The sequence below is a fragment of the Gordonia abscondita genome (assembly GCF_032711245.1).
Lineage (GTDB): Bacteria > Actinomycetota > Actinomycetes > Mycobacteriales > Mycobacteriaceae > Gordonia.
Genome location: NZ_CP128986.1, coordinates 3,632,283 through 3,656,665 on the forward strand (window position 1 = coordinate 3,632,283; position 24,383 = coordinate 3,656,665).

The 24,383-nt window shown below is 66.6% G+C and carries 31 protein-coding genes and 7 tRNA genes; 19 read left to right on the forward strand and 19 right to left on the reverse strand.

Going from position 1 to position 24,383, the window contains the following annotated elements:
• Nucleotides 1-878 precede the first annotated feature (878 nt).
• From MP11Mi_RS17025 to MP11Mi_RS17035, 3 genes are read left to right on the forward strand one after another with little or no spacing between them, the layout of a single operon-like run.
• Nucleotides 879-2,852, forward strand: a complete 1,974-nt coding sequence (locus MP11Mi_RS17025) for a coiled-coil domain-containing protein (RefSeq protein WP_420040061.1) — start codon at nt 879-881, stop codon at nt 2,850-2,852.
• 2 nt (nt 2,853-2,854) lie between these two features.
• A complete protein-coding gene (locus tag MP11Mi_RS17030) occupies nt 2,855-3,118 on the forward strand; it encodes a hypothetical protein (protein WP_420040062.1) in 264 nt (87 codons plus the stop codon).
• The gene (locus tag MP11Mi_RS17035; protein ID WP_420040063.1) at nt 3,118-3,555 is read left to right on the forward strand and encodes a hypothetical protein; all 438 of its coding nucleotides are present in this window, start codon (nt 3,118-3,120) and stop codon (nt 3,553-3,555) included. Before MP11Mi_RS17030 ends, MP11Mi_RS17035 begins: the two co-directional genes overlap by 1 nt.
• Nucleotides 3,556-3,614: 59 nt before the next feature.
• Here the strand turns inward: MP11Mi_RS17035 and MP11Mi_RS17040 are convergent, their stop codons facing one another.
• Nucleotides 3,615-5,069 (reverse strand): type IV secretory system conjugative DNA transfer family protein, encoded by a 1,455-nt coding sequence (locus MP11Mi_RS17040; protein ID WP_420040064.1) that lies wholly within the window; start codon nt 5,067-5,069, stop codon nt 3,615-3,617.
• Complete coding sequence (locus MP11Mi_RS17045) at nt 5,066-5,314, reverse strand: hypothetical protein (protein ID WP_420040065.1); 249 nt, start codon at nt 5,312-5,314, stop codon at nt 5,066-5,068. The genes MP11Mi_RS17040 and MP11Mi_RS17045 overlap by 4 nt, the downstream gene beginning before the upstream one ends.
• Before the next feature lie 140 nt (nt 5,315-5,454).
• Between MP11Mi_RS17045 and MP11Mi_RS17050 the strand changes: the two genes are divergently transcribed.
• The 7 genes from MP11Mi_RS17050 (at nt 5,455) to MP11Mi_RS17080 (ending at nt 11,356) form a co-directional block, all read left to right on the forward strand.
• The gene (locus tag MP11Mi_RS17050) at nt 5,455-5,670 is read left to right on the forward strand and encodes a hypothetical protein (protein WP_420040066.1); all 216 of its coding nucleotides are present in this window, start codon (nt 5,455-5,457) and stop codon (nt 5,668-5,670) included.
• On the forward strand, nt 5,667-6,428 hold the full coding sequence (locus MP11Mi_RS17055) for a hypothetical protein (protein WP_420040067.1): 762 nt from the start codon (nt 5,667-5,669) through the stop codon (nt 6,426-6,428). Before MP11Mi_RS17050 ends, MP11Mi_RS17055 begins: the two co-directional genes overlap by 4 nt.
• 1 nt (nt 6,429) lies before the next feature.
• Nucleotides 6,430-6,741, forward strand: coding sequence for a hypothetical protein (locus MP11Mi_RS17060; RefSeq protein WP_420040068.1), 312 nt, complete (start codon nt 6,430-6,432; stop codon nt 6,739-6,741).
• Nucleotides 6,738-7,358, forward strand: a complete 621-nt coding sequence (locus tag MP11Mi_RS17065; protein ID WP_420040069.1) for a hypothetical protein — start codon at nt 6,738-6,740, stop codon at nt 7,356-7,358. Before MP11Mi_RS17060 ends, MP11Mi_RS17065 begins: the two co-directional genes overlap by 4 nt.
• Entirely contained in the window at nt 7,351-8,295 is a 945-nt protein-coding gene (locus MP11Mi_RS17070) for a hypothetical protein (RefSeq protein ID WP_420040070.1), read from the forward strand. The genes MP11Mi_RS17065 and MP11Mi_RS17070 overlap by 8 nt, the downstream gene beginning before the upstream one ends.
• 224 nt (nt 8,296-8,519) lie before the next feature.
• Nucleotides 8,520-10,400, forward strand: coding sequence for an HsdM family class I SAM-dependent methyltransferase (locus MP11Mi_RS17075; protein ID WP_420040071.1), 1,881 nt, complete (start codon nt 8,520-8,522; stop codon nt 10,398-10,400).
• Nucleotides 10,397-11,356, forward strand: coding sequence for a restriction endonuclease subunit S (locus MP11Mi_RS17080; RefSeq protein ID WP_420040072.1), 960 nt, complete (start codon nt 10,397-10,399; stop codon nt 11,354-11,356). Before MP11Mi_RS17075 ends, MP11Mi_RS17080 begins: the two co-directional genes overlap by 4 nt.
• Before the next feature lie 77 nt (nt 11,357-11,433).
• Here the strand turns inward: MP11Mi_RS17080 and MP11Mi_RS17085 are convergent, their stop codons facing one another.
• Genes MP11Mi_RS17085 through MP11Mi_RS17105 form a run of 5 tightly spaced genes read right to left on the reverse strand, consistent with a single transcriptional unit; the run spans nt 11,434 to nt 13,817 of the window.
• On the reverse strand, nt 11,434-11,712 hold the full coding sequence (locus MP11Mi_RS17085) for a hypothetical protein (protein WP_420040073.1): 279 nt from the start codon (nt 11,710-11,712) through the stop codon (nt 11,434-11,436).
• Nucleotides 11,709-11,978, reverse strand: a complete 270-nt coding sequence (locus MP11Mi_RS17090) for a hypothetical protein (RefSeq protein ID WP_420040074.1) — start codon at nt 11,976-11,978, stop codon at nt 11,709-11,711. The genes MP11Mi_RS17085 and MP11Mi_RS17090 overlap by 4 nt, the downstream gene beginning before the upstream one ends.
• Nucleotides 11,971-12,510, reverse strand: a complete 540-nt coding sequence (locus MP11Mi_RS17095; RefSeq protein ID WP_420040075.1) for an antirestriction protein ArdA — start codon at nt 12,508-12,510, stop codon at nt 11,971-11,973. Before MP11Mi_RS17095 ends, MP11Mi_RS17090 begins: the two co-directional genes overlap by 8 nt.
• Nucleotide 12,511: 1 nt before the next feature.
• Complete coding sequence (locus MP11Mi_RS17100) at nt 12,512-12,934, reverse strand: hypothetical protein (protein WP_420040076.1); 423 nt, start codon at nt 12,932-12,934, stop codon at nt 12,512-12,514.
• Between the two features lie 52 nt (nt 12,935-12,986).
• On the reverse strand, nt 12,987-13,817 hold the full coding sequence (locus tag MP11Mi_RS17105; protein WP_420040077.1) for a hypothetical protein: 831 nt from the start codon (nt 13,815-13,817) through the stop codon (nt 12,987-12,989).
• Between the two features lie 182 nt (nt 13,818-13,999).
• Here MP11Mi_RS17105 and MP11Mi_RS17110 point away from each other — a divergent pair, with 182 nt between their 5' ends.
• Nucleotides 14,000-15,037, forward strand: a complete 1,038-nt coding sequence (locus MP11Mi_RS17110) for a tyrosine-type recombinase/integrase (RefSeq protein WP_420040078.1) — start codon at nt 14,000-14,002, stop codon at nt 15,035-15,037.
• 204 nt (nt 15,038-15,241) lie between these two features.
• Here MP11Mi_RS17110 and MP11Mi_RS17115 read toward each other — a convergent pair whose 3' ends face one another.
• Nucleotides 15,242-15,691, reverse strand: a complete 450-nt coding sequence (locus MP11Mi_RS17115; protein WP_420040079.1) for a hypothetical protein — start codon at nt 15,689-15,691, stop codon at nt 15,242-15,244.
• A gap of 92 nt (nt 15,692-15,783) precedes the next feature.
• On the reverse strand, nt 15,784-16,698 hold the full coding sequence (locus tag MP11Mi_RS17120) for a hypothetical protein (RefSeq protein ID WP_420040080.1): 915 nt from the start codon (nt 16,696-16,698) through the stop codon (nt 15,784-15,786).
• Nucleotides 16,699-16,907: 209 nt separating this feature from the next.
• Here MP11Mi_RS17120 and MP11Mi_RS17125 point away from each other — a divergent pair, with 209 nt between their 5' ends.
• Nucleotides 16,908-17,687 (forward strand): hypothetical protein, encoded by a 780-nt coding sequence (locus MP11Mi_RS17125; RefSeq protein ID WP_420040081.1) that lies wholly within the window; start codon nt 16,908-16,910, stop codon nt 17,685-17,687.
• 4 nt (nt 17,688-17,691) lie between these two features.
• On the opposite strand, the gene MP11Mi_RS17130 is transcribed toward MP11Mi_RS17125, so the two are convergent.
• From MP11Mi_RS17130 to MP11Mi_RS17175, 10 genes are all read right to left on the reverse strand, one after another.
• Entirely contained in the window at nt 17,692-18,012 is a 321-nt protein-coding gene (locus MP11Mi_RS17130; protein ID WP_420040082.1) for a hypothetical protein, read from the reverse strand.
• On the reverse strand, nt 18,009-18,161 hold the full coding sequence (locus MP11Mi_RS17135; protein WP_420040083.1) for a hypothetical protein: 153 nt from the start codon (nt 18,159-18,161) through the stop codon (nt 18,009-18,011). The genes MP11Mi_RS17130 and MP11Mi_RS17135 overlap by 4 nt, the downstream gene beginning before the upstream one ends.
• On the reverse strand, nt 18,158-18,361 hold the full coding sequence (locus MP11Mi_RS17140; protein WP_420040084.1) for a hypothetical protein: 204 nt from the start codon (nt 18,359-18,361) through the stop codon (nt 18,158-18,160). The genes MP11Mi_RS17135 and MP11Mi_RS17140 overlap by 4 nt, the downstream gene beginning before the upstream one ends.
• Nucleotides 18,358-18,552 (reverse strand): hypothetical protein, encoded by a 195-nt coding sequence (locus MP11Mi_RS17145; protein ID WP_420040085.1) that lies wholly within the window; start codon nt 18,550-18,552, stop codon nt 18,358-18,360. The genes MP11Mi_RS17140 and MP11Mi_RS17145 overlap by 4 nt, the downstream gene beginning before the upstream one ends.
• Nucleotides 18,553-18,652: 100 nt before the next feature.
• A complete protein-coding gene (locus MP11Mi_RS17150) occupies nt 18,653-19,267 on the reverse strand; it encodes a hypothetical protein (protein ID WP_420040086.1) in 615 nt (204 codons plus the stop codon).
• Between the two features lie 145 nt (nt 19,268-19,412).
• A complete protein-coding gene (locus MP11Mi_RS17155; RefSeq protein ID WP_420040087.1) occupies nt 19,413-19,652 on the reverse strand; it encodes a hypothetical protein in 240 nt (79 codons plus the stop codon).
• Between the two features lie 37 nt (nt 19,653-19,689).
• Entirely contained in the window at nt 19,690-20,775 is a 1,086-nt protein-coding gene (locus MP11Mi_RS17160) for a hypothetical protein (protein WP_420040088.1), read from the reverse strand.
• Nucleotides 20,776-20,865: 90 nt separating this feature from the next.
• A complete protein-coding gene (locus MP11Mi_RS17165) occupies nt 20,866-21,162 on the reverse strand; it encodes a helix-turn-helix domain-containing protein (protein WP_420040089.1) in 297 nt (98 codons plus the stop codon).
• 213 nt (nt 21,163-21,375) lie between these two features.
• Complete coding sequence (locus MP11Mi_RS17170; RefSeq protein ID WP_420040090.1) at nt 21,376-21,579, reverse strand: excisionase family DNA-binding protein; 204 nt, start codon at nt 21,577-21,579, stop codon at nt 21,376-21,378.
• A 276-nt stretch (nt 21,580-21,855) separates the two neighbouring features.
• A tRNA-Val gene (locus MP11Mi_RS17175) sits at nt 21,856-21,927 on the reverse strand.
• Nucleotides 21,928-22,199: 272 nt separating this feature from the next.
• On the opposite strand from MP11Mi_RS17175, the gene MP11Mi_RS17180 reads away from it, so the two are divergent.
• The 7 genes from MP11Mi_RS17180 to MP11Mi_RS17210 all read left to right on the forward strand — a co-directional run bounded on the left by MP11Mi_RS17180 (nt 22,200) and on the right by MP11Mi_RS17210 (nt 24,082).
• Nucleotides 22,200-22,272 (forward strand) — tRNA-Gly (locus MP11Mi_RS17180).
• A 30-nt stretch (nt 22,273-22,302) separates the two neighbouring features.
• Nucleotides 22,303-22,376 (forward strand) — tRNA-Cys (locus MP11Mi_RS17185).
• 15 nt (nt 22,377-22,391) lie between these two features.
• Nucleotides 22,392-22,466, forward strand: a tRNA-Val gene (locus MP11Mi_RS17190).
• Nucleotides 22,467-22,650: 184 nt separating this feature from the next.
• Nucleotides 22,651-22,723: transfer RNA gene (locus MP11Mi_RS17195), tRNA-Gly, on the forward strand.
• A gap of 30 nt (nt 22,724-22,753) precedes the next feature.
• A tRNA-Cys gene (locus MP11Mi_RS17200) sits at nt 22,754-22,827 on the forward strand.
• Between the two features lie 27 nt (nt 22,828-22,854).
• Nucleotides 22,855-22,929 (forward strand) — tRNA-Val (locus MP11Mi_RS17205).
• A gap of 295 nt (nt 22,930-23,224) precedes the next feature.
• Entirely contained in the window at nt 23,225-24,082 is an 858-nt protein-coding gene (locus MP11Mi_RS17210; protein WP_420040091.1) for a DUF4261 domain-containing protein, read from the forward strand.
• Nucleotides 24,083-24,383: the final 301 nt, after the last annotated feature.

Sequence of the window (24,383 nt, forward strand, 5' to 3'; positions counted from 1 at the left end):
CGGCCCGCTGCCATGTCGCGCCACAGGTGCCGGTCTGGTGTCCGAGGCGTCCGCCGACTCGTGGGCACCGGGATCTCGCCGCGGGTTGCGACCACCACCACGACCACGGTTCCTGATGCCTCATCGGCCCGCTGGCGGCCCGGCGGCCGGATCGGCACCACCGGGGCCACCAAGACCCAAAACCGGCTCAAACGCCGGAAATCACCCCCTGCGTAGTCGGCGTCACTTTTGCGGCGCCCCACGTGACCGAGCGTCGCAGGGGTCTACCTGCGCAAATGAGGGGTTACTGGCCGGTAACGACGCAGGGGGTGCGCAGGCCCCCTGCGAAAGTGTTGTTTTCGCTGGTCAGGACATGCGTAATCGACCCGTTTTCGGGGCCGGTTCCGGCCAGTGCCGTCAAAACCGAAACAAGCATAAGGAGCGGTGACGCACGAGCCGTTTCGGCGCTGGTGACGCTCCTCTGGCCCGGACGCCGGTGGCCGCGAGCGAGCGAGTGGCCGACGGCCGGCCACCGCCCCTCCCCGGGCCCATCACCGCAGGTGGGGGCCCTGCCGCGCGCAGCGCGGTTCAAGGGCCGAAGGGCCGATCCCCCATCTCCTGCCGCGCGGAGCGCGGATCCCCCCGGGAGGGCGCCGCGAAACCTAGGAGCGCAGCGACGACGGTTTCGCTTTAAGGCTCTAAAAGCCAACTTCGGATACGATGGGCAGCGAGGGTGTGACGGGCGGCGAAGCAGGGCCCCGTCACACCGGAGCAGGGCCCCGTCGTATCCGAAGTTTGATCCCGCCGGACGGCGGCGCGGGCGGGCCGAGCGCAGCGAGGCCAGGGCCCCGCGGCGACGGGAGGCGGGAGATGCGACGAGCACAGCGAGGAGGTGAGCGATGAACGAGCCGGTGGCGCGGGCCGGATGGCACGCGCAGCACTTGCAGCACGGCGCGCCGCAGGCGGGCAAGCCGGCGTCGGCGAACACCCGCGGTGACCGAGCCAGGCTGCTGAAGGAGGCGATGCGGGCGCTGGACGAGTCCGACGCCGCACGGCAGGCCGGGCGAAATTCTTCGATTGTTGCTGCGGATACTCATCTGAATACTGCGTACGTTAATGACGGCCAGGGCGGCCTCCGCGAACTGACCAAGGCCGATGGCGTCGAGTCGGTGCTGCGGTACGGCGACGCCCGGATCGACGCGGTCAAGCGCAAGTGGCACGAGAAGTCGTTCGAGACCACCACCATCGTTTCGTGGGTGCCCAAATCGTTGCTGGACGAGGTCCCGGACTACTACCCGGTGTACAGCGACACGGAGAAGGACCCGCTGACCGGCGAGCCGCTGGAGGTCGGTCGACGGTCCCGTTGGGTGATGCCCCAGGACCCGGAGCGCCGCGCGGAGGTGCAGCGGTGGTTCGAGAGGACTCACCGCCACCTCACCGAGGACGTTCTGCGCGGCGGTCACGATGCCGTTCACGGCGTCGTCTGGAACTTCGACGAGAGTGCTGTGCATGTCCACTGGATGTGCGACACGATGGCCCCGCTGATCCGTGATCTGGAGTTCGATGACCGCCAGCGCGTGATCGGTGCCGACGGCCGCGTCGTGATGAAGTACGGCAAGGAGCAGATGCTCGCTCGGTTGATGAAGGTGTCCAAGGACGGTTCGCTCAAGGTCGCCCCGGAGATCCACGCGAGTCAGGTCCGAGGTGTGGACGGGTCCGGGCACTTGGTCGACGCCGAGGGGTCGGTCCTGCGGCGCACTACCGGCGAGCCGGTGACGGCGAGTGATCATCTGCGGGTCGAGGCCCAGCAGATGTGGGGCCAGTCCGATGAGGTCACCGAGACCCGGATGGTCGACGGCGTGGAGCGCGAAGTCGTCATCACCGGGGCGACGAAGTCGCGCCGGTATCAGGAGCTCTACCGCGAGCAGCTCGTCGCGGACGGCTTCGATGTCGCGTTGGAGGCCAACCCCGAAGGGACCAGCCTGGACAAGAGCGCGTTCGCCGTCCTGGAGTCCCGCCGGACCGAGCTCGACGAGCGTGAAGCGGCGCTCGTCGCGAAGCTGGCCGATGCGGAGCGACGGCAGATCCGGGTCCGCGCCGAGATGGAGGCGCTGGACGAGCAGGCTGCCGCGATCGAGGCGGCGCAGGTTGCTGTCGAGGCTGCACGGAAGGCGGCCGACGATGAGCGTGCTCGTGCGCGCACAGACGGATACGAGGCCGGCCGCGCCGAAGGCCTGGCCGAGGTTGAGGCGCTCCGGGAGGAGCTGGCGACCGCGGTCGAGGACGGCCGCAAGCAGGGCTACGACGCCGGCTACGCCGAGGGCGAGGGTGCCGGCCGTACGGCCGGCCGCGCCAAGGCCAAGATCGAGTACGAGCTCAAGGAGACGCGCCTTGCGGGGCGTGAGGCCGCGGTGGAGGCATGGGAGACCGAGACCGCACCGGCACTGCGCGCCGAGATCCGCGCCGAGGTCGAGACGGCGATGCAGGACGACCGCGCCGAGGCCAAGCGGGCGCGAGACGAGGCTGAGCGCCGACTCGCCGAGATCCCCGACTACGACGCTGACGCCGCGGTCGAGAGCATGCAGGCGGCCCGGTATGACGCCGGATGGGTCGTGCGGACACCGAAGATCGGGCCGGACGGCAAACCGCAGCGGGATGGCGACGGCAAGGCGATCTGGGTGGCGGCCAACGACGAGATCGACAAGGCGGCCGAGCGGATCTACAACGAGCGCAGGGATCAGGGCACACAGGACCAGACGGTCGCCGAGGCCGCTCGCGCGGAGAAAGATGGGCAGGCCCGTGGCCGGGCGCAGTGGACGCAGGCCAGTGCGGCCAAGGAGCAGTCGAAGACGAGCTACCTGGGCGAGGATTAGACGTGGACGACATAGGGATCACCCCGGAGCAGCTGCTCGCCAATGCACGGGCATTCGAGGCCGAGGCGGCGCTCATCGAGCGGTTCGCCAAGGACGATTACGAGAGCGCCGCCCGGGCGTACGGCGGGGGTTCGTACGCCTTCGTGCGGGCCATCGACGAGGCCGACCGCTACATGCGCGAGGCCAATCTGCTGCGCGAGGCGGCGGCCGAGCAGCGCGCGGGTGCGGCAGAACTGACACAACTATTGAAGGAGATCGAGAGCTAATGGCTGAGAAGACGGAGGCGCAGCGGCGCGAGGATGCGCTGGACGCCGAGCGGGTCCAGGCGATCAAGGCGATGCTGGAGCGGCCCGGCGGTGAGGCCGAGGTGGCCAAGCGCTACGGCAAGAACGCCGTGGCCTCCGACGAGGCCGCGGCCGCGCGGCGCCAGATCCAGCGCGAGCGGGCCCGCCGACAGGAGCAGGCGCAGCAGCGCGAAGCCGCGGCGGCCGAGGCCGGCCAGCGAGAGCACGGTCAGGCCCAGCAGGCCCGCCAGGAGGCGCGGACGAAGGCCGCGGACACCGCGCGTACGAGCGCCACAGCGCAGGATCCCGCGGCGGTGCGCGCCCGGGTCGCCCAGGGCCGCGCCGAACTGGCACGGGTGGACCGTGCGCGGGCTGCGGCGCGCGGGCAGGCGCCCAAGGCCGCAGCTCAGTCGATGTAGGACGCCGAAGAACAAGACCCCGGAGCCACCGGCTCCGGGGTCTTGTTCGTTGATGCGGCTCAGTCGAGCCCGAGCACGCTGATGTCGGGCAGGTCGACGGCCACGCCCTGCATGCCCGACAGCAGCAGCCGGCCGGTGCCGCGCTTGCGCGGCACCAGGTCGGCCACCTCCACGCTCTGGGCGCGGTCGCGGGCGTGTGAGGCGCGGCCGTCGGCGCCTACGGACGCGGTCACCCGCTCCTCCGGGACGGCGAACTTGGCCGCCCGCTCAAGGAGCTCCATCTCGTTCGAGCCGGGCAGGATCAGGAACGCTGGTGCGACGTTGCGCAGCACCCGCAAGGCCGACTCGCTCCAGATGAGGCCGAACTGATCCGAGTTCTGTACCGCCGCGCAGATGCGGATGCCCAGGGAGCGCCCCTCGCCGAGCCAGCCCAGGAAACGCTTGGCCGGGATCGGCGACCCGTTGGTGACCTCGTCGAGCACGAACAGGATCGGATCGAGATCGCCGACACGCTTGCGCCAGTAGTTGACGATCTGCACCAGAGTCAGGCTGGCCGGCACCGCCCCGGCACCGGTGCTCGGGCTCACGATGAACAGGGTCGCGCCAGGCTGTGCCAGCATGGCCGGCTCGAAGGCGGTGTGGCCGGTGGCCACCGCCTCCAAGGCCCAACTCGACATCGCCACCTGGCAGTTGATGCCAATGCTGTCGCGTTGCTTCTCGTCCATCGCCCGGGCAGCCAGCAGGCTCGGTGCGTGCCTGGTGCCGATGGCCAAGCACCGCAGGTAGGCGTTGGTCCAGTTCGGCGCATCGAGATCCTCGTCGGTCTCGTCGATCGCGTCCTCGTCGAGGCCCTCGCTGGTCACGCCGGTGCCGCCGGTGGACTCGGCAGAGTCAGGGCCCACGGTCTCGCAGGCGTTGAGGGCCCACTCCACGCCGCCGCCCCAGATCCGCTGACCGCGGCGGTCGGGGTCGGGCCGCCAGCCGCCAGCCAGCAGGAAGCAAGCTAGTCTCCTGCGCGCCAGGGCCTTCCAGAAGGCGGCGTCACCGCCGCCTCCCCCGTCGCCGGCGCCGAGGCTTCCGGTCTCCATGAGCAGATCGGCCAGGTCGAGCGCCTCGTCGTCGCTGGTGAGGTTGGCGCAGGGGTCGCAGCGCACGCGGGTGACGTCGACGCCCTGAAGCTCGGACTCGCGGACCTCGCCGCTCAAGTCGAGCAGGTAAGCCGGGGCCGATCCGGCGCGCCTCTTGATCGTCAGCTCGGCGAAGTCGCCCTTGCTGCTCATCGCCACTGCGGGTCGCGGGCCCCAGGCGATCAGATTCGGCCCCAGGACGGTCCGGGTCTTACCCCCGCCGGTTTCGCCGGACACGATCAGATGCGGCGGCGTGAGCGCCCGGTCGCCGTGCCTGCGCCCCTCGTTGCGCTCGTCGTGGGTGATCGGAGACTGCTTGCCGTCGGCACCGGGCGCGACGCGGATCCAGCCGGCGTAGGGGCTGTCGGGCAGGCGTCCGGCGCTCACGGCCGCGCTCCCCACCGGTGGGCGACAGCGCGCTTGGCCCCGTCGCTCAGGCGCTGGGCGGCCGCGCGCTTCTCCTCGGCGATCGACTCCTGCACTTCCGGGTCGTCCAGGTGCGCCATCGCGTGTTGGAGAAGCGCTCGGGAGAAGATTCCGTTCGTTGCGTCATGAATATGCGCAGCCTCCCGCAGTGACTCCAGCTCCGCGCTGGTCAGAGGCACCAATTGATGCTTGTCGAGTTTCGTCATCGGTGACGCACTTCCTTCTGTTGAGCAGATCAGGCCTCTGACCTGCGGTTTCTTCTTGCCACTATACCCATACCCCGTTAAGGTATGGACATACGAACCGCATCTCGACGGTGTGGGCAACGGAGTGGAAGGGCTGTCAGATGAGTAGGAAATCGGCGGGCAAGCCGAGCCGGATCAGCGGGCGGACGGTGATGATCGTCGTCGCGGTGGCGGCGATCTTCTTCGTCGGGGCTGCGACAGGCGGCGGATGGACCAAGGACCGCAGTCTTCAGCACCAGCGGGACACGGTCGCCCGGTGCGTGCCGATCGTCGATGTCGCGCAGCTCGACGCCTGCCTGGCCGGGACGCTGCAATGAGCGCTCCCTGGGCGCGCGAGCGCGCGGCCTGGCTGATGCACCGGAGCCGGCCGGGCACCAGTGCCCGACGCCGCGCGGAGATCCTGGCTCGGTCGGCCCGCCAGGGCTCGCGGGCCAGCACCGGCGTGGACGCGGCACCGATGCAGGACGAGCTCACCCCGCCGATGTGGAGGCGGGTCGGTACCGGTGAGGAGGCCGGCACCGGTCGCAAGGTCGTGCTGCTGCTGGGCGCGACGACGGCCGCGTTGGCGGTGGGCCCGGGCTGCGCGCTCGGCGCCGGCCTGTACCGCGGGCGGGTGGCACTGGTGAGCAAGTTCGGTCGACTGCGGTGGCAATTCTGGGCGGGCACAGCGACGGCCGCGCTGGCGGTCCTGATGCTGGCGGGCGTGCCGTTCGGCGTCCGTCTGCGATTCGACCGGCACTTCCCGGTGAACATGCTCGATTACGGCCCCTGGTGGGCATGGGTGCTGTGGCAGACGGCCATCGCCCTCGGCGTCGTCGGCTACCTGGCGCGTGCCTGGGGCTGGCCCGGCGTGGCGAAGCCTGAGCGGTCGGGATCGACGCAGCAGGCCGACGGGACGTGGGCCGTGACCGTCGATGAGGCCAAGGCGCGCGAGCTCGATCCGTACGCCGGAGCAGAGGCAGAGCCTGCCGATCGGCCGTCGGACGTGCTGCCTGACCGGAATCCGGCGCTGGCCGGTGACCCGTACGACGGCATCACTCTCGACAACTTCAACGACAACAACGAGGAGAACTGACATGACCGACAAGACCGCACATCTGCTGCAGCTCAACCGCGGCGCTGAGCTGGTGGCGCAGCTCGAAGACGTGCTCGGTGCCAACGCGGTGTGGGACGCGCTCGTGCAGCAGACGCGCCACCGGATCCGCATCGGTGCGCGCAGCACCGATCCGCTGGGGCTGGCCGACGCGCTGGAGGAGATGGCCGCTGAGCTGCGCGGGGTGGCACGTGAACAGGCAACTGAGGCTGAGGCGGTGCGTCGCCAGCTCGAGAGCGATGTCGCAGCGATCTACGGCGAGGATGCCGCAGCAGGCCAGGAGGAGCCCCGATGAGCGCACCGCAGCAGATCGAGATCAACATGAGCAGCGGCGCGAGTGAGATCGTGCGGCTGGTGGCGACGGTGCTCTTCTTCGGCGGCGTCGGTGTCCTGGCCTGGACCATCGCTGACACCGGATATGCGGAGCTGGCTGGCACAGGCGTGACGGTGATGCTCGCGCAGGTGGTGCGCCAGCTGTGGGCCAAGGGTGTGCTGACCACCCCGGACGCCTCCGGCGAGGAGACCTTCGGCGAGACCAAGGCCTTGGCGGCGCGGATCGCCGACGAGTACCGCATGTGGATGGGCAAGGGTGGACCGTTGCAGATCGTCTTGGTCGCCTTCGCCTACGCGGTGGCGTTTCTGGTGGTCCGGGCCGGTGTGGTCAGTGCACTGACCGTTTTCCAAAATCTGTACGTCGCCGGCGCCTGCGGTGCGCTGATCGGCGCGTTCATCGTCGCGCCGGGATTCTGGCGGGCCTACACCGATCCGCTCAAGAAGCGGGGCGTCATCAATCCTGATGCGCTCAAGCAGGCCGCACCTGCCCCTGTGCCGCAGCCGGCACCTGCACCTACCCCCGCACCGGCCAAGAAGGTCGTGCGCCGCGTCATCAAGAAGGAGAACGACGATGTCTGAGGAACGGTACTTCGACGAGCACGGCAACGAGCTGACCCCTGAGGAGGTCGCCGCGCTGGGCGACTACGAGATCGTCGAGGAGGTCGAGGCGTCGCCTGCTGCGCAGCAGCCGGCGGCCGAGACCCCGGCCCCGTCCGGTTCCGCGCCGGCCGAGCAGCGCGGCCGGGTGCCGAAGGCGCTTCTGGCCGGCGCGGCCGCGGTGGTCGTACTGATCGGCGGTGGCGTGGCGTACGGCATGCAGAGCCTTGGCCAGCAGAACACCGCGCAGGACGTGAAGCAGAACGTCGCCGAGAAGTCGAGCGAGGTCAAAGCGGCGGTCGAGGACAAGAAGGAAGAGGTCCTGCCGGAACCGTCGGCCGAGCCGGAGACGGTCCGCACCGGTACGCGGGTGACGGTGACGGGCGCGGCCTGCCTGGACCCTGCGGCCGCGCAGTGGGACGGCGAGGGCGCCGAGCCCGAGTTCCGGCTCCGGCGTGAGTCGGCCGCGAAACTGCCCGCGTCGATCACGACTCTGGTCAAGAAGCGCCACCGCGATCGGCCGAGCGAGCTGTCGATCACCCAGCCGAAGGCGGGCCGGCTGGGTGTCTACGCCTCCGACTCTGCGGGGATCTACAGCCGGGCGAACGTATCCATCGTCGGCGGCGTGCCCGTGGTGCTCAGCAGCGAGCCGACACCGCGTGTCGGCAAGGATGCCGGCGAGTGCCCGACCCTGGCCCGTGCGACGACGTATGCGGTGGTCGACGGCAGCAAGGAGAAGTCGGTGGAGATCCTGGCGAGCAAGTCGGTGGGCGATGTCATGTACGGAGTCACCGACGGCGAGGTCATCGAGCTGGTGCTGGAGAGGGTCGACGAGCCGGAGTCGGACGGGGGCGACGAGCCCGTGGAGTCGGAGCCCGAGCCGGCGCAGGAGGAGCCGGCAGCAGAGGACGAGAAGTAGGTCGACAAGCAACGAGAAGAACCCCCGGTGCAGCTCGTGCACCAGGGGTTCTTCGTGTGTCAGGGTACGCGCGGAGCGATGATCCGGCCTCGGTGAGCTGAGCCTCCGGCCGCGCTCTTTCGTCCGGCCACCGGCAGCCGAGTACCGTACGCCATCTCGGCGGTGATCTAGTGTTCTCTGGAGTCGAAAATCACTGAGGTCGTAGAACGCGGGAAGGCGTGCTGATGGCGAACGAGAGAATCACCGAGGACCTGGTCGAGGCGGAGCTGCGCAGTCTTGGCTTCTACGACGATGACGAGAAGGTGATTGTCGAGAAGCAGCAGTCGGCCGTCGATTCGATCCGTTCGGGATTGTCAAAGGCGTCGAAGAGCGGCAAGGGCAATGCGGGCTACCCCGAGTTCATCATCACTTCGCCCGACACTCCGGATATGGTGGTCCTGGTCGAGTGCAAGGCTGATACAAAGTTCCACGAGTCGGCGAACCGGGACAAGCCGGTGGAGTACGCGGTCGACGGCGTACTGCACTACGCGAGCTTCCTGTCGTCGAAGTACACCGTGATCTGCATCGCCGTGTCGGGCAAGGGCAAGAGCGCGAATTGGTCGTTCTTCGTGATGCCCAAGGGCACCACAGACGTCAAGGCTCTGGTTTCGCCTCAGGGAGCAACGATCACCGCAATGATCGGAATGGACGACCTGATTCGCGCGGCGTCGTTTGATCCGAACGTCCAGCGCCAACGCGAGAAGGACCTGATCTCGTTCTCCGTCGAGATGCACGAGTTCATGCGCGACGAGGCGGAGCTGGAGGAAAAGGAGAAGCCGCTGGCGGTGGCCGGCACCCTGATCGCGCTCAACGATCCGGTGTTCGCTAAGACCTACGACCAGTATCCGCCGAAGGACCTGCCCGCGTTCTGGATCCAGTCGATCAAGAAGGTGATCCAGGATGCGAAGCTCCCGAACGCCAAGCTGACGAACATGACCCAGCCGTTCACCGGGATTCAAGTGCACCCGGAGTTGAGTAAGGCAACGAAGGCCTACCCAAAGGGCCTGCTGAACCAGATCGTGACGATGCTCGCCGAGCAGGTCATGCCATTCATCACCGTCTACCACGACTTCGACGTCGTCGGCGCGTTCTACGGGGAGTTCCTGAAGTACACCGGCGGTGACGGCAAGGGCCTTGGGATCGTGCTGACGCCCAAGCACGTCACCGAGTTATTCGGCCTGCTCGCCAACGTGACCAAGGACAGCGTCGTGCTCGACATCTGCGCCGGGACCGGCGGGTACCTGATCTCGGCGATGAACCAGATGATGAAGTCGGCCACGACCGAGGCCGAGGTTGAGTCGATCAAGAAGGATCGGCTGATCGGGGTGGAGCAGAACCCGTCGATGTACGCGCTGGCCGCGTCGAACATGATCCTGCGGGGCGACGGCAAGGCGAACTTGTACCAGGGCTCGTGCTTCGACGTGGCAATCAGCCGGGCGATCCGCGGTCACAAGGCCAACGTGGGTCTACTGAACCCGCCGTACGCGAAGACCAAGGAGGACCTCTACGAACTAAGGTTCGTCGACCATATGCTCGACGCGCTTGACAAGGGCGGCATCGGCATCGCCATCGTGCCCATCTCGTGCGCGACCGCACCGAGCGATGACAAGCGGACCCTGCTCAAGAAGCACACGCTGGAGGCGGTGATGTCAATGCCGCCGGAGGTCTTCTCACCGGTGGGCGTGGTGACTTGCGTGATGGTGTTCACCGCGGGCATCCCGCACTCGGTCTCCAATCGCAAGTCGTGGTTCGGGTACTGGCGCGAAGACGGGTTCGTCAAGACAAAGCACCTGGGTCGCATCGATATGTATGGGCGATGGCCCGAGATCCGAAACCACTGGGTCGATATGTTCCGTAACCGTGAGGTGGTCGTTGGCGAGTCGGTCATGCAACAAGTCGGCGCTGATGACGAGTGGGTGGCGGAAGCGTACCTGGAGACCGACTACTCCGGGCTGAGCAAGGAGCAGTTCGAGCGGGTGTTGCTGGACTACGCAGTGTTCTCGCTGAGTCGGTCAATCGAGGACGCGACGGGAAGCGACACCGAGAGCGTCGAGGAGGGCGAATGACCAGGGTGGAGGACGTATTCGTCGTTGAGTATGGCAGCAAGCTCGACATGAACAAGATGACGAAGACCGAGCGGCTCAAGGGGGTGGCGTTCGTCGGCCGGATCGGTGGGCTCAACGGCAAGTCCGGTGTCTCGGGATTCGTTGAGCCGATCCCGGGTAGGGAGCCGTATCCAGCGGGCCTGCTCACTGTGGCGTTGGGCGGCTCGCGGCTGCTGTCGACATATGTGCAGCAGCTCCCCTTCTACACCGCGCAGAATGTGGCGGTGCTGACGCCGCGGGATGAGTCGATGCCGCTGAATCATCGGCTGTACTACGCCATGTGCATCAAGGCGAATGCGTTCCGCTACAGCGCATTCGGTCGTGAGGCCAATCGCACGCTGGCGACTGTGGAACTGCCCGACGAGGTGCCCGAATGGGTGGATAAATCGGAGGTCCCGACGGTAGAGGGCCTCGCGGGAACCAGCGGGCCGGAGCTGGACCTGGGCGACGAGGCAGAGTGGTCGTGGTTCCGGTACGGGACGCTGTTCGAGGTGATGAAGGGTCGGCGGGTACGCAAGGCGGACCGCAATCCGGGCGGTACGCGGTTCATCGGGGCGTCGGAGAAGAACAACGGGATCACCGACATGTGCGATTTGGAACCAAGATTCCAGGTGCACTGTCTGACTGTGCCGTACAACGGGAACTCGGTGGGCGTGGCGTTCTACCAGGACAAACCCTTCTTTGCGTCCGACGACGTCACGGTGCTGCGTCCACGCGACGAGGTGAGCAAGTGGTCGTTGCTGTTCGTCGCGGCGGTCATCCGGTTCGAGCGCTATCGGTATACGTACGGTTACAAATGGGGTAAAGCGCGGATGACCGAGAGCGTTCTGCGCCTGCCCTCGACACCGGACGGTGAACCCGACTGGGGGTTTATGGAGGCGTATATGCGCGGGTTGCCGTTCTCGGCGTCGGTCTAGGAGATCGAATAGCAAGACTCCGTGAGTGGGGAAAGGAAAGACCCCGCTGCACTGATCGTGCAGCGGGGTCTGTGGTGTCACCCCTCGGCGCATGCCTCCAGGCCGACGAGGGCGCTGTAGTCGGCCGGCGCCGCGGTGACGGTGACTTCGTAGACGCCGTGGACAGCCGAGTACTCGGGTCCCTCGCCGGTGAAGTCGAGCAGCGTGTCGGCGGCCCAGTCGGCGAGCAGGTCGGGATCGGCCATCTCCGCGGCCGCCGGCGCGTCGACCGTGACGGTCTCGTCGTGGGTGAACGCGCGGCCGAGCTCCGGATAGGCGTTCGTGATGCGGACGGTGAGCGCGATCTGGGCGGTCACAGGAACTCCCCTCGGGGCTTGATGATGCGCAGGTCGAGCATGTCGGCGATGATCTCGGTCCGGGTGAGTTCCTCGCCGCGCCAGGAGAGGACAACGCTCATCACGGCGAGAGCGTTGTCTCCGGGCTCGCTCAGATCGACGCTGCGCAGCAGCGTGATCCGCCCGGTCAGCTCGGCGCCAAGGTCGCGCAGGACATCGCCGTGCCGTAGTTCATGGACCGCGACGACGACGAAATCTTCGAGATCCGGCTCATGGGGTTCAGGCATGGAAGATGAACACCTCGTATCCGGGCGCGCGTTCGACGGTGTAGTCGAACTTCAGATCGCGGATCCAGGAGTCCCAATCGAAGTACCTCACGGCAATGTGGTCCTCGGGCAGGCCATCGAACATGTCGGTGTCCTCGGCCAACTGGAAAGCGTAGGTCCGGAAGTCCGGCCAGGTGCCAGCGAAGCGTTCCTCGAAGTCGCCGGTGCTGGGCATACCATCTCCGTCCTCGACATAGGAACCGCTGCGCACCCAGGCACAGAAAGCCGGCCAGGCATCGTCGCCGACCTCCTCGTAGATCTCGCCCCACCGGGCCGCCTCGGCGGGGTCCATCTCGCGGCGGACGGGCCAGTCACCGTCCAGGTCCATCACCCACAGCTCTTCGTGGGTCTCGGCCGGGATCGCCCGGCCGTGGAGCTGGGATGTGGTGATGTCGCCGGCCTCAGTGGCGTCGTACCAGTCGCCGACCAGGGATCCAGCGTTACCGCACTCCAAACACCCGATCCAGACGCGGGGAGCATTCACGTCGGCCATGTCAGACCTCCTTCCACGGCAGGGCCGCGACCAGCGCGTCACCGTCGACGCTCTCGCCAGTGGCGAGTCGGTGCTCCTCGCAGGCGGCCGCGAGCTGGCCGGGGTTGATCAGGTAGGTGAAGACGCGATCGCCGGTGTCGTCGCGGTCGGTCAGCACGACGGCGCGGTCATCGGGCACGTCGATGCCGATGCCGCGCAAAACGTCGCGGGCGCGCTGCTGCGGGCTCGACGGGGCTGGCGGAGCATCGACAGCGGCGCGCAGCATGTCGATGAGGGCGCGCGCTGTGGTTGGGCTGAACGCCAACGCCTCTGCGTCGTCGGACACGACAGTGATGATCGGCTGGTGCCCGGGGAGCACATCGTCGGTACGGGTGACGCGGACGCGGGAGCCACTGCGCGTGGCGGTGGTCGTGGGTGTGGACATGAAAGACCTCCTCGAATCGGATTCGAGGAGGTCATCGGTGGCGGCTGCGCCGCTACTCGTCGTCGCCCGACGGTTCGAGATGCGGTGCGATTGCGTCGTGAATGGGGATCATGTCTGTCGGTACCGAGGTGAGGTCGGCTATCGCGCCAAGATCCGGAACGGTGCCGTCGGCGCTGGCGTACGCCTTCCCCTTGGTCTCCCAGTACGTCTCCGAAACGACAACGGCGTCGGTGAACGCTTCTCCCGGCAGAGACAGGAGCCCCTCGTCCACGAGATGCCGAATGTATTCGAGCGTACCCATTGCCACTACAGCGATCCTCGCAAAGACGCTGGTGGCGGCATGGTAGCGATCACGATTCGAGGAACCGCCGAAGTTCTTGACATCACCGTGAATGCAGTCGCCGTACAGCCAGGCGTAGGCGAGATCGACATCAGTCATCGTCTCGACCTCAGCACCGTCGAGATTTCCTGAGACCAGGTTGAACGCTTGTCCAACTTTGCCGGGGTTGCGCGCGTCGCGCACAGTCACCTCGGCCCAGTCCGCTCGCATCTTGGCCAAGGCCGCAGCGACCCGCGGGTGGCTGGCGTCAGTACAGGCCTCGAGCGACTGCATCACCTTCTTGTGAGCCAAGTCGTCGCGGGTCAGCGTCATTGGCCGCAGACGCGCGGCCATCGACTCGAACAAGACTTCCTCGGGCACCTCATGCTTCATGATCACGTCGCCGGTCTGCGGAAACACGACCATCTTGAACTTGCTCGAGGCGAGGTCCCGCATGCCCTTGCCGCCATCGGCAGCGATCAGGGGATGAGCAGCGATTCGGCGCAGCCGTCGTACGAAGGCAACGAGACGGGTCGTGTCGTCGAGCTCGGGATTGTCAGTCAAGTCTTCTCCATTGGTCGGTAGCGCCCATCTGGCCCGGCCAACTGTAGGAGAAGCCTCTGACAGATTCCGGACTCCATGGGCCGGTTACCGACGCGGTTGAATCACGCATCGGTCCTCCAGCCTCTCAAATCGTATAGCGATAATGTATGTTATCGACCAATCATTCTCGGTACGCTGGGCGCATGGACATCGAGGTGTACAAGGGCTTTGAGACCGAGGATCTGATCGCACCGGCGCACGTGCCGGCCGCGGTGGTGCGCGCGGCGGTGGCCGACGCGCGCAGCCCGGTGCCGGCGGGCGTGCATCGGTCGGTGGCGCTGGCGGTGGCGCGCGGGTCGGAGAAGACGGCGCGGCTGCGATTGGAGCGGCTGGCCCGAGTGGTGATGTCGACCGGACAGGTCGATTCGCCGGAAGCGGCGTGGGCGGCAGACTGGGGCGAGTTGCCGAGCGCGGCTTACGAGTCGCTCGACAGGTCGATCGGCACGACGTGGGGTGCGGCGTCGACACGCAACGCAATGCGCGACAGCGTGCGTGCGGTGGTGCGCGCCTGCCGGGACACGGGGCTCATGACGCACGACGCGGCGACGGCCGCGCTGTCGGCACTGCGGCCGGAGCAGATCGGCCGGGACGAGGAGAAGCAGGCGCGCGGACACCTGAGCACCGAGACGGTCACGGCCGCGTTCGTGGCGATGGCCACCGACGAGTCCCCCACTGCCCGCCGGGACGCCGCGCTGATCGCCCTGCTGGTCGGTGCGGGCCTGCGGCGCGAGGAGGCAGCGGCGCTGGACCTGGCGGACTTGGACGCTGCCCGCGAAACGCTGGTGGTGACGGGCAAAGGCGCGGTGGTCAGGTCGGTGCCGCTGGCACCGGGTGTTCGGCGCGCCGTGTCGGCGTGGCTGGACATGCGCGGCGAGGACGACGGCCCGCTGCTGACACCGATGAGCAAGACGGTGCCGCGGGTGGCCGAGACCGGTCGGCGGCTGTCGGTGAATGCCGTCGCGGCCGCGGTCAAGCGGCGGTTCGCCGGTGAGGACGAGGCTGTGCGGCCGCACGATCTGCGAAGGACTTTCGTCGGAGATCTGCTGGATGCGGGTGCGGACCTGTCCTCGGTGAGCAAGATCGTCGGGCATACGTCGCCGTCGACGACAGCCGGCTACGACCGGAGAGGGATAGAGGCGCGGCGCGCAGCGGTGGAACGGCTCAGCGTTCCGTTTGTGTAGCCGTGATCGGCTGGGGTCCGGAGGAGCACCGCGCATGGGCCGAGCGGGTGGGTGCCGAGATCGTCCCGCCGGCACCGTGGGACGCCTGACGAGGGCCATAGAGTCCGGCGCGACATCGTCACGGCAAAGCAGGAACCACCCCGCTGTTACGCACTGCGGGGTGGTTTCGTGATGTCGCCCAGGGTTACGCCCAGTGGATCGAATCTATGTTCTAGGGCCGAGACCCATCGCCTCGCTGATGGCGCGATCGACCATCGGGATCAGTGCGCGGAACCGGCGCGCCAGGTCCGCGAGCGCCTCGTCGGTCCATTCCCCAGCCAGCTCGAACGAGGGGGCTTCCCCCTTCTTGCGCTTGGAGCGCTTCATCGTCATTCGGATCTGGCCGTATCCGGGGAACAGGCCGTGGACGATCGAGTTGCGATGGGGCAGCAACTCTCGCATCTCGTCGGCGATCGGTTGCAGCGTCGGGTCGCCGATCTTCTGGAGAGCCTTGGCGAGCGTCTCGCCGCTGGCCCACCACGTTGGATCGGGAGCGTCGATGCCGGTGCGGAGCACGATCAACTCGCCGATCAGGTCCTCAACCTCGGCCGCCTCCAGCACGACGTAGCCTATGTGCGTTGCCAGTGCTGCGGGGTACCGGGATTCATCACTCATGGAGTCGAGTATCTCAGCGTGCGCCCGTTGGCGGACACCGGTCTGTCGGTCGGACGGGTCTTATGTTACGGCGCGGGCTGCCGCTGGGAGGCTTAAGCGTGCCTTCGCCTGAGCCGCTTGCTGATGTTGGTCGCATCGGTGTCGTGTAGCCGATTGAGTTCTGTAAGGAGCTCGGCGGCTGATGCGGCTGGATCTTCGGGCCGTAGGAAGCTGGCGATGACGCTGTCGACGGCATGCCAGGACACAGGAGTGCCGCGGTGTGTGAGAATGTGAAATTCGGGACCCGTGAGGTAGGAAGTCGCACGCTCTTCGCAGTCATCGAACCCCGCTGCCTCGTAGAGCTTGCTCAGCGAGACGATCATCGCGTACGAATCGTCGTCCCTGGTCACTCCGTCGGCGGCCATTACCGCGACGGCCAGTTCTCGTATCAGGCTGTCGAGACTTTCGTCCGCTCGGTCAATCTCGCCGTTGATCCACTCGGTGAACTGTCCGTACGCGAGTGCGAGGCCCGGATACTTGATCCAGAACTTGAGGACGGACGGGAACCTGCTCTCTCTATATCGAAGCGTGCGGAGAGGAGATTGCTTCGAAGTCTGTTCGCCCCTAAGCGTGTACCCATGGGCAGCCTTGTCGTCTACGTTGCGGGGCAGCCAGTCCCGAAGGTCAAAGGGTGTGGCGAAGACTGGCCTTTTGTTCCTATAGACGAACAGAAAGGTCGGAACACCACCTACCGTTCCACTCAACCACCCTCTGACGGTTCCTACGCGGAGCGGCCCCGAGGTGGAAGTCTTGACTTGAACATGAATGGTTCGACCGGACAGGTTCCAGGACGCTGAGCCGGATTCGGAGGCTCGGCAGAGCAGCTCGTCAGGAACGTGGCAGTGCAGGTCCCACCCGGTGTCGGAGGCGGTCAGCGCGTTGATCGCGATGCCGTGTTCTAAGAGGAGTTTGGCCACGTTCAGTTCGTTGAGGTCTCCGACTACGTTGTTCCCGGTGCGTCTGGCCATACCCGGATTCTGCATCACCACGGGCGGCCCCCGGCAGCAGGTGCCTCCCCGTCCGCAAGAGCCGACTCGCGGCGATCTGGAATCGGACGGGTCTTTCGGACACCAATCACCCTGGTGGCGTGTTCGTCTCGCCGTGTCTCGCTGAACGACCGGCTTGCGGACAGCGGAAGATCGGTCGAATTGTCGGAGCGCGGTCATATGGTTGAAAAATGAACGAGAAGAAGCCCTACAAGGTGCCGACCAACGGCATGGAGTACAACGAGTTCGCCGGGTCGCTCGGGGCCTACGGCAACGGCAATCCGATCAACACCGAGCTTCACGTGCGCTATGGGGTCCGGGGCGGACGGTACTACGACTGGACCATCGAGCTGGTCGGGCGCGAGGGTGACGTCGACTCGTTCCGGGAGACCGGCGAACGGCCAGAGCGTTGGGTGATGGAATCCTTCTCGGTGGAGGACGGCGCAGTGGTTCGCCGGGTGCGCACCGGATCGGGGCCGGACGACTTCGAGACCGACGTGGTGCGCAAGCTCTACTCAGGCGACGGCGCTCTGGTCGACGAAGGCTACGACTTCTTCATGAAGCAGCTCGCCGACACGTGGGAGCAGCGGCACGAGGTACGCGACCCGCGCACGGTCGCCACGTTCGGGTTCGCCCAGCACAATCGAGACGCGGGTTTCCGCGACGGAGAGTACGACTGGGTTCGCAACACGATTGTGTGCATTGACGACGACTCGGCCGATGATGTGGTGGTCGAGCGTCTCAAGCACTACTTCCCCGACGGCGGGACAGCTGCGGTGCACATGCGCAGCGCCGGCCGGATGGAGTTCCTCAAGATCGGGCGCGGGGCGGATGCGACGAGGGACTCGTTCGAGCTGGACGACCGGGACGAGGAGGGGTCACTGAAGGCGACCGGCTACACCTCGATGGGGATGATGGTTGACGCGATCTACCGCGGTGACGACTGGATCGACGACGCCTTCCTGTCCTGACGCCCTACCGGGTCCGCCATTCCGACGATGGCTTCGGCCGTCGTGGTCGCCGACGAGCGGAGTCCAGCCGCGGCGGCGGGTTCGCCGGGGCACGACCGTCCCAGGCGGCCACCTTCTCCGGGTCGATGTGCGCGCTGACCTTCTCGGCCAGCGCGGCCAGCCGGGCCGGAATCGCGGCGAGGGCGGTCTGCTGGTGCTCGGCGATCAGGTCGTTGAACCACTGGTCGGGGTCACCGCCGTGGTCCCTGATCAACTTGTCCAGGTAGTGGGCCAGTTTTTCATCGTGGACGTGGAAGCTGACGTGCAGCGGATCGTCTGCGGTCACTGGGGTCTCCGGTCCGGGGTCTTGCGGTCAATGAGGGCGTCGAGCGCGGCCTCAGAAGCCAAGTCTTCGGGCGAGCCCTTCGGAGGAATGGCGCCGAGCTCGTCGAGTCGGTGCAGTGTCTCGGCGAACTTGTCGGGGTGTGCTGTCACTGTTGGTCCTTTCCGGTGATGCGCACCAGGCCGATGGCCACCGCGTCGTCGAAGGTGATCTCCCCGCGCATGGCGGCGGCGATCTCGGCGTCGGAGGCGGCGCGGTCGGCCGGGTCGAGACGGTGCCCGGCCGCGGCCAGGGCGCCATCGGCTCGGGCCAGGGCGCGGGCGATCTGGTCGTCGGTGGGATGGTCGGTCAAGGGGAGTCCTTGTCGTCGGTGATGTCGCGGATGGTGGCGTCGAGACGGGCCTGTACCGCGGGTGAAGTACCGTCGTCGACGGACTCCACGATGAGCTCGGCCTCGGCGACGACGCGGATGCGGTCGCCGATGGGCTGGGTCTGCTCGAACAGCGCATCGATCTCTTCGGGTGTCAGATCATCCTCGTCCATCGCTTCAGTACACCGCACTCACCCGCACCACGTCGTCTGAACCGGGCCGGCCAGGGAGCGCAGCGACCTGGCCTGCCCGGGTGCCTCCCGGCAGGGCGTCTCAGCGATCCCGCAGTAGATAGACGGGAGCAATCCCGAGTTCAGCGAGAAGGTCGAGCACGCCGATGCCGTTGTGGTCGGGGAAGACCTCGTCGAGCTGCTGGCCGGCGCTCATGCGCTCCCAGTCGGCGTCGTCCTTCCGAGCGACGAAGTGGTGCTGAATCCGATGGATCGTCTCGGTGCGCAGGCCGCCGGCTGCAGCGGTGTAGGAGACGGTGCAGCTCTGGGTGGCTGCGTCGGCGGCGATGCCGTCGTGCCATGCGGCGGGGATGATCTTGACCGCGTCGTCCAGGGTGACGGCGGGGGCCGGTGGATGGATGTAGTCGGCGTCGGTCGGATTGAGTGCATTGACCTCGTTGTACTGGACGATCGCGTCGGACAGCGACATGCCGCGGGCGCCGGGTGCGAGGTGGCCGGAGGCGATCAGGGCCTCGCGATGCCCCTCGTCGCCGGCGACGTCGATGAGTCGGCGGCCGAGGGCGTAAGCGGTGGCCGGGCTCAGATCAATGACCGCCGCGCTGGCGCTGATGACGCTGATCAGCGGGTCGTATCCGGCTACAACGTCGTCATTGCGGGTGACTGACAGCGGTGCGCCGGAGCGGGAGTACAGGGACACAGTGCCTCCAGGGGCTCAGTGGACAGGTCACCGAGCCCCTTGTCCGGCGCTGCGCGCCGGTCTCTTCCGGGGAAGAAAGAGCCGCCCGGACCCTGGTGTGGGTCCGGGCGGCCTGGCCACGGGTGTTCGCTGCCGTCGTTTCAGGTCAGCGTTCTCCGTCGACCTGGTGGCGCTCCTCGGGGAGGCCCTGTCCGATCTGGGCACCGACCTGCGCTCCGATGACCGATCCGGCGGTGGCCGCGGCCGCGTCCTTCTCCTGCTGCGACTGGGCCTGCGGCTGCGACGGTGCCGAGCTCCGCGGCTGTTCGGCGGGCCCCTGGGTCGAGCAGGCTGCGGGGATCAGTGCGGCCGCAGCGATGGCCAGTGCGACGAGGGACTTCTTCATGGAGTTCTCCTGGGACTTCGTAGCGGTGTCGGTGGGGTCAGACGCAGTCGGCGGGATCGGTGCCGGGGGTCGCTTCGACGACCCGGGCCTTGTAGAGATCGGTGCCGCCGCGCAGCAGCAGCCAGAGGCGGTCGCTGTTCTCGTCGTCGATGAGGATGTCGAGTGCGTAGTCGCCGTCGGTCTTGTCGCTGGCGGCCTCGGCCGGGATGGTGATGCCGTCTGCGGCCGCCATACGGAAGGTGCCGTAGGTGTGAGACAGCGTCAGGGCGCTCACGCCGGAATCATCGAACTCATCGAGATCGACCTCACCGGACTTCTGAATGTCGGGGTCGATACGGGTGGTCCACTTGGTTTTGGTGCGCTGCCCGAGCAGACGGCCTTCAGGCGAGTAGAGCGCGGAGTGGGTGATCGTCTTCCCGTCCCCCGACTTGATCATGCCGCCGAGTATGCCGTCGAGCGCTCTGGGGACAGTGACGCTGATCTGGCCGTCGGGATAGGTGTTGATGGTTCGGCTGGAAGTAGATGCAGAACTTGTCATGCGCGCTAGTTCCGCGCTCATGTCGCTCGGCAGCGGGTAGGCGTCGGTGAGCACGATCGCGTATCCGGGCTCGGCGCCCTTGGCCCAGGCGGCCTTGGTGGTGTCGTCGACGGATACGGGCCGGCAGTCTGCTGAGGCAGGTGCCCCCGGGCGAGAGTCATCGGCCACGGCGTCGGTGCCGGTGGAGCCGGAACCGCCGGTGCAGGAGACGAGGGTGACGACGAGAACGAGAGCCAGCGCGAGGCCACCAGCAACGGCCGCGAGGACGCGGCGCGGGATAGCTGAGAGCTTGGCCGCGAGACCGCTGCGGGCGGGGCGACTGGGGTGGGCGAGGGCGAGTGCATGCAGTTCGTCCGGGGTCCACGGCTTGGCGTAGGTGTTGGTCAGCCGTCGGTCGTAGACCTGCTTCTTGCCGACGTCGCCGAGGATGGCACGGGCCTGTTCCATCAGGTGTCGCTCGGGCCCGGGTGGCGTCTGAGCGATCCGGTGTGAGAGCTGCGCGAGGAGTGCGTGCGAGGGCGAGCGGGTGTCGAGGCCGAGCGCGCGGTAGTAGTCGATCGGCTGGGCAGAGCCGGATTCGGACATGGAAAATCCCCTTCGGGTGTGGGTAAATGACCGACGGTGCGAGCCACGTCGGCTGGTGGTGATGGATGGGCCCCTATCGGGGCGAGGACTTTAGACGTCGCCGAGTGTCTCGGCGACGTCCTCGTCGGCTTCGGCCAGGAGAAAGAAGGCGCTCGGGCGGATCTGGAGCGCGACGCAGATGTCCCACAGGGAATCCGAGGCGATCCCGGCCGCAGCAGTCTCCAGCCGGGCGATGGCCGATCGGGACAAGCCCGCGGCCTCGGCGAGCTCGGTCTGGGTCATTCCGGCTTCCCGGCGGGCCACGATCAGCGCATCGGCGAGCGCGCGCCTACGCACTGCGCGGTTCCTGCGCTGTGCGTCGCTCAGACGCTTCTCGGGTACGGCCACGTCCCAAGTCTGGCACGGGCGCACGCGGGCAGTTCTGCACGTTCCCTCCCCTCCGAGTGAATGTAGCCGCGCGGCTACATTCGATGCATTACGGATCATCCGACAAGGCGCAAGCATCGGGGACGGTCCGGTCGCTCGCCTGAATGACGAAAGACCCGCGGCACTGGGCGTGCTGCGGGTCTTCTCGTGGTGGCCGCTGTGCGGCCAACTTGCTCACCTCTCGCCGTAGATGTACTCGCGGAGGGACGCAGCCGGGATTTGGACCACCACTCCCCTCTTGCGCGGCCGCAATGTCCGCAGATCGCCGGCAGCGATCAGTCGATCGACGGTGTCCTCGGAGACCGCGAGTCGCTCGGCGACCTCGCTCTTGCGGAAGACACGAAGGTCATCGTGGGGATCGGATACTCGTTCGGGCACGGCACACCTCAGAAGAAGACGCTTCTTCTGGGGCCGACTGCCACGCGGGCCCGGCTGTCTCTTGTGCCGGAGGCGATTCCCAGTCGCGGCCGGATGACCGCTCAATGAGAGTGAGTGGTGTCCCGAAGGACGGCTCCAGCGTACCGAGGTTCGACACGTAGGGGCAAGCAACCGCAGGAATCGGTGGCCTCGAGTACCGCGCAAGTACCGCAACCGGCCGGAACGGCGGGCCACAAAACCGAAAGAAACCCCCTGCGAACAGGGGGTTTCTTGTTGTGGTCCCGGCTGGGATCGAACCAGCGACCTTCCCGGTGTGAACGGGACGCTCTTCCACTGAGCCACGGGACCGTATCGAATTTGCACACAACGTCTGCAGCGCAGGGCGTTGCACGAGGAATGAGACTACACACCGTCGAGCACGGTCGGCAAATCACCTTGCCGAGCACGATCGGCACAGGTGGGCAGTGTCGTCGAGTAGCCGTCGTCTGCCGCCCGTACGGCCGACCACGTGCGAAAACACATCGATGTAACTCTCCAACCAGCCGATTTGTCATCGCACCGCAAGTACGGCTAATGTTCATTCCGCTGGCGAGCAGCCCACAAGGCACGCTCACCAGTATGCGGATGTGGCGCAGCTGGTAGCGCATCACCTTGCCAAGGTGAGGGTCGCGGGTTCGAATCCCGTCATCCGCTCGGAGCGAGTTTCGATCTTTCTCGCCTCGTGGTGGCGTGGCCGAGTGGTGAGGCAACGGCCTGCAAAGCCGTGCACACGGGTTCGATTCCCGTCGCCACCTCCACCACAGTCGCATCCCGCGCGATTAGCTCAGTGGGAGAGCGCTTCCCTGACACGGAAGAGGTCACAAGTTCAATCCTTGTATCGCGCACCACCGAAGAGGCCCGCTCAATCGAGCGGGCCTTTTCGCATCTACAGCCGCCCTGACACCGCCAGGTAGCTCACCGCGATTCCGGTCGAGTCCCCTCGCCCACCGTCGTCGACCACTCGATTTGGCATCGGCGTCGACGACCCGCTAGAGTTTCTTCTCGCTGGCCGACAACAGTTCGGCAAGCGATGCGGATGTGGCGCAGCTGGTAGCGCATCACCTTGCCAAGGTGAGGGTCGCGGGTTCGAATCCCGTCATCCGCTCGGAAACGAGTTAGATTTAAATCTCGTCACGGTGGCGTGGCCGAGTGGTGAGGCAACGGCCTGCAAAGCCGTGCACACGGGTTCGATTCCCGTCGCCACCTCCACTGGAGAACTACAATTTCACACGACTTGCGCGATTAGCTCAGTGGGAGAGCGCTTCCCTGACACGGAAGAGGTCACAAGTTCAATCCTTGTATCGCGCACCACCGCAGGCCCGTCGATCACTCGACGGGCCTGCGTCGTGTCTACCCTGCGTCCTACTTGCCGCAGGGGTTAACCCCGGAGCAGCCTCAAGTTCAGACGCCTCAGCCGTCGTCACCGAACCCCAGACCCAGCGGGCCGCGAACGAATGCCCCTGCGGCTCCACGTACCCTGTCGAAATGAAGGACACCGATCGCATTGAGACAACCGCAGCGAATGCGAGCCCGCTGGCGCTGCGGCCACTGACTCCTATCAGACCTTCGTCGCCCCTTCCGCCCAAGTGTTAGGACATCCGTAGCCGTGCCAAGCCTCGCGATGCTCTTCCAGAGCCACCTCGATTCGGAACTCACCGGTGACCGACTGCGCCAGCAAATGCTCGCCGACTTCCCTGACCTGAAACCCGAGTCGTTGACCGTGGACGCCAGTGAGAACGCTGACGAGGACCGTCCGCTCACGCTCTCGTACGGCGACGCCATGATCGCGTTGATGAGTGTGCCGACCGCCGTCGGCGACGACCTTCAGGAGATCGCCGGGTATAGCCGCCTGTGGCCGGACTCGACACCCGTCCCGGCGTCGTATGACGCGCACACCATCATCACTGTGCTCCGCCCCGGAAAACCCTCCACGTCGCACGAGGATGCAGTCGCAGACGCGGTACTGCTGTCGAAGGTCATCGCCTCCGCGATCGCGGTGAGCGACTCCATCGTCGCTGTCTATTTCGGCACCGCGAACCACGTGATCGTCCCAGAACTGTTCCGTGACCTCGCCATCGAGACACTCCCCGACCCCATCCTCCCGGCGTGGGTGGCATTGAACGTCGCCCCGCGAACCGACGGCGTGATGACCGGCCACACCCGCGGCCTGGACATGCTCGGGTTAATGGACATCGAGATCGTCTCCTCGCCCGAAACGGCCGAGGAGACGTTCGCGCGGCTAGCGAACATTTCGATCTATCAACTGCAGAGCGGTCCGGTGATAGGCGACGGGCATTCCCTCGGTACCACCGACGACGCCGAACTGTTCGCTTTGCATGCACCGTCCGCATTGGATCCCGATAAGACGGTTCTTCAATTGACGTTCGCTGCGGGCGATGAGCAGCCGGTCGCGGCGACCGCAGTCGAGCCGCGACGCAAGCGTGGCTGGTTCCGCCGGAAGTAGGGTGTTCACCGCTCGCTAGTCGGCCAGTCGGGAAGATTGTCAGTGCTGCAGGTTGATTGTCGGCACTGGGCATCATGGTGCGCAACGTGAGCGATCCCCTCCTTCTCCGAAACAACATGTTGGCCAGCGACTGTCCACGCCCTCGCGGCTACCGCCGTGTTAGCGGCGGAGCACCGGTTGGAACATTCGGCAGATGCGACGCCGCACAACAACACGGGCCACGACGTGTTGTCGACCCCGGCACGATCAGCGGACGGTTCGCGCGACCACGGTCTTACCTGTGAGCCCGGACAGCCAGAGT